At 68.3% G+C, this 3343-nt stretch carries 3 protein-coding genes; 1 reads left to right on the top strand and 2 read right to left on the bottom strand.

Annotated elements, in window-relative coordinates:
• On the bottom strand, window positions 1-978 hold a 978-nt coding region (locus ACTOXK_RS12195), incomplete at its 3' end, for a molybdopterin-dependent oxidoreductase (protein ID WP_482280009.1).
• 78 nt (window positions 979-1056) lie between these two features.
• Window positions 1057-1677, bottom strand: a complete 621-nt coding sequence (locus tag ACTOXK_RS12190; protein ID WP_482278635.1) for a 4Fe-4S dicluster domain-containing protein — start codon at window positions 1675-1677, stop codon at window positions 1057-1059.
• 286 nt (window positions 1678-1963) lie between these two features.
• Between ACTOXK_RS12190 and pdxR the strand changes: the two genes are divergently transcribed.
• A partial coding sequence (pdxR, locus tag ACTOXK_RS12185) for a MocR-like pyridoxine biosynthesis transcription factor PdxR (RefSeq protein WP_482278634.1) occupies window positions 1964-3343 on the top strand: 1380 nt, incomplete at its 3' end.

Genomic DNA, 3343 nt, shown 5'->3' with positions numbered 1-3343 from the left:
GATGGGCTCCACGTTGTCCACGGCCTGGCCGATGTCGGACTTGTCGTAGCCGTCGTCGGTGGCGTTGCCGATGTTCTCGGTGCCCTGCTTGAACTGCACGTGGTCGGCCACGAAGTCGTGGTCGTACTTGTCGTGCACGATGAGGTAGTTGGCGATGGCGTTCGCGATAGCGATGTCGCTGCCGGGACGGAAGGTGATCACCTTGTCGGCCGAGGCCGAGGTGCGGGTGGTCATGGTGGTCACGTCGTAGTGGCGCACGGCGCTATCGGCCAGCTTGCGGGCGGTCAGGCGCGAGTACAGCATGGGATGGGCCTCGGCCATGTTCGCGCCCCAGGTGACGAACACGTCGGTCTCGTCGATGTCGGCATAGCAGCCGGCCGGCTCGTCGGTCTGGAACACGTTCATGAAGCCCACCACGGCGCTGGCCATGCACAAACGCGCGTTGGGGTCGATGTTGTTGGAAAGCAGGCCCGCCTTCCAGAACTTCGCCGTGCAGTAGCCCTCCACGATGGGCTGCTGGCCGCTTCCCCAGAAGGCCAGGCGGCTCTTGTCGGCCTTCCAGGTGTCGCGGAGCTTACCCGCCACCAGGTCGAGGGCCTCGTCCCAGGTGGCCTCGCGCAGGCCATCCGGCGTGCCCTTGGTGGCCTTGTCGTCGCGAATGAGCGGCACCGTGAGGCGATCCTCGCCGTAGAGGGCACCGGCCAGGTAGTAGCCCTTCACGCAGTTCAGGCCTCGGCTCGATCCGTTCTCCGGGTCGCCGGTGACCGAGACCACCTTGCCGTCCTTGGCCTCCACGATGACCCCGCAGCCGCAGCCGCAGAAGCGGCAGACGCCGACGGTCTTCACGCCCTCGCCGGATGCGGCCGCATCGGCGCCGGTGCCGGCCAGCGACGAGCAGCCGGCCAGGGTGCCCGCAGCCGCGGCCGAGGCGAGGGCCACGGCCGTGGACTTCACAAACGAGCGTCGAGTGAGTTCCATAGCATTCCTCCCTAAGGTCAGGGGCTCGCGGCCCCGGGTTCCCGAAACAGCGGCGCCCGACGGCGCCGGTACCACGGCCTAGGCCGCTCCGTTGCGCAGGGCCTGGTAGGTCACCTCGTCAGCGCCCGTAGGCACCACGATGATGGCCGGGGCCGGCTCTCCCACGGGACAGCGCTGCTCGCACAAACCGCAGCCGGCGCAGTCCTCAGCGATCACCTGGGGCGCGAACACCGCGTGGATGGCATCGCCCTCGCGGGGACGGTAGTCGATGGTTATGGCCTCGTCGATGAGGGGGCAGGCGCGGTAGCACACCTCGCAGCGCATCCCCTGAAACGACAGGCAGGTATCCTCGTTGATAACCGCGACGCCCATGGCGGCGCCGCCGCGCTCCTCGGGCACCGTAAGGGCGCCGGTGGGGCAGGCCGCGGCGCAGGGGAATTCCGCGCATAGGCGGCACGCCTGGGACCGGGCGTTCACGAAGGGGGTAGATGCCTCCCGGCCCGCGTTCAGGGGCGCGGCGTGGATCGCCTGATAGGGACAGGCCTCCAGGCAGCGGCCGCAACGCACGCAGCGCGCGGCAAAGAAGGCGGCCTCACCGGCTCCCGGCGGCCGCAGCAGGGGCAGCGGCGAGGGCACCGCGGCCAGCACGGCGCCGGCGGCTCCGACAAGGGCGGCGGCAGCCGTGGCGATGATCCTCATAGGGCCACCTCTTCCTGCACAGGGTAACGGTCTCTTCGGGAGCGGATGCGATGCGTCTTCGGGAGCGGATGCGATGCGCTCCGTCCCCTCCGGCGCCAGCATACAATGGGGACAATCTTCCGAAAAAGGGACGGTGTTCAGCAAATATCAGGGGACAATCCCCTTCAATGGGGACAATTTTTCGGAAATTATCGGGGACGGTTTCCCTTCCCATGGGGATGCTTCCACGCAACATCCTCATTCTGGTACCATAGGGCCACGATGACGCCCGCAGAAAGGGAGACCCATGCTCTTGGACGACCGCCTTCCTACGCCTTTGTACCAGCAGCTCTTCGATCAGCTGCGCCGTGGCATCGAAGAGGGCGACCACCCCGAAGGGTCGCGCCTGCCCCCTATCCGTTCCCTGGCCGCCGATCTCGGCTGCGCCCGCAACACCGTGGAGAGCGCCTATGGGCTGCTCGTCCAGGAGGGCTACGTGAAGAGCCGCCCCGGCTCGGGCTACATCGTGCAGAACGTCGCCTTCCTCCAGGCCGATGCCGACCACTCCCAGGCTCCGGGCGAGGGGCTGCTGGGGGCCGACGAGGACCGCGTCCGCTACGACTTCACCTATGGGAACCTGGAGCCGGGCACCTTCCCCGCCGCTGCGTGGCGGGCCATCACCGACGACATCCTGCTGTCGGTGGAAAGCACCGGCTGCGACGCCTACAACGATCCGTTCGGCGAGGAGAGCCTGCGCTCGGCCATCGCCTGGCGCCTTGCGACCCAGCGGGGCATCGACTGCACCCCGAGCCAGATCATCATCCAGGGCGGCACCCAGACGAGCGTGCAGAACCTGCTCGCGCTCTTCGACGGTTCCCGCGACGCGGTGGCCATGGAAGACCCCGGCTACGACGGCGTGCGCACCGTCATCGAGCGGGCCCGCTTCACCTTGGCACCGTGCCGGGTCGGTGCGGGAGCCGAAGTATTCCGCGCCGATTTGGAGGCCTCGGGAGCGCGCCTGGCCTACCTCACGCCCTCCAGCCAGTTCCCCACCTGCCGCGTCATGCCCATTGATAGCCGCGAGGCGGTGCTGCGCTGGGCCGAGCGGACCGGCGCCTACCTCCTGGAAGACGACTACTGCCGCGATTTCCGCTACCGCGAGCGCTCCTTGGCGCCTCTGGCCTCCATGGATCGGCGCGGGCGGGTCATCTACATGGGCACCTTCTCCAAATCGCTCTCGCCGGCTTTGCGCATCAACTATCTCGTGCTGCCCGAGCCCCTGCGCGACCGGTGGCGCGAGGCCTTCGCGAACTCCTACTCGCCGGTGCCGTGGCTCAACCAACGGGTGCTCGCCCGCTTCATGACCGACGGCTCGTGGGACCGGCACTTGCGCCGCGTGCAGGCGAAGAACCGCCGCAAGTACGAGACGCTCACCCGCGTGATACGGGAGACCATGGGCAACGACGTGGAAATGCTGGAGAACGGCACGGGACTGCACCTGCTCGTACGCGTGCGCGACGGGCGCGGCCAGGACACACTCGTGCGCCAGGCCCGGGCGGCCGACGTGGCCGTCTACCCCACAAGGAAGTACTGGCTCGATCCGGCGGGGCACGTGAGCTCAACGGTGCTCGTGGGGTTCTCCTCCATCGCCGAGGACGACATCGAGCCCGGCATCCGCGCCCTGGCC

It is taken from the genome of Adlercreutzia sp., from assembly GCF_056795635.1.
This window is presented reverse-complemented; position numbering and strand designations above follow the sequence as displayed.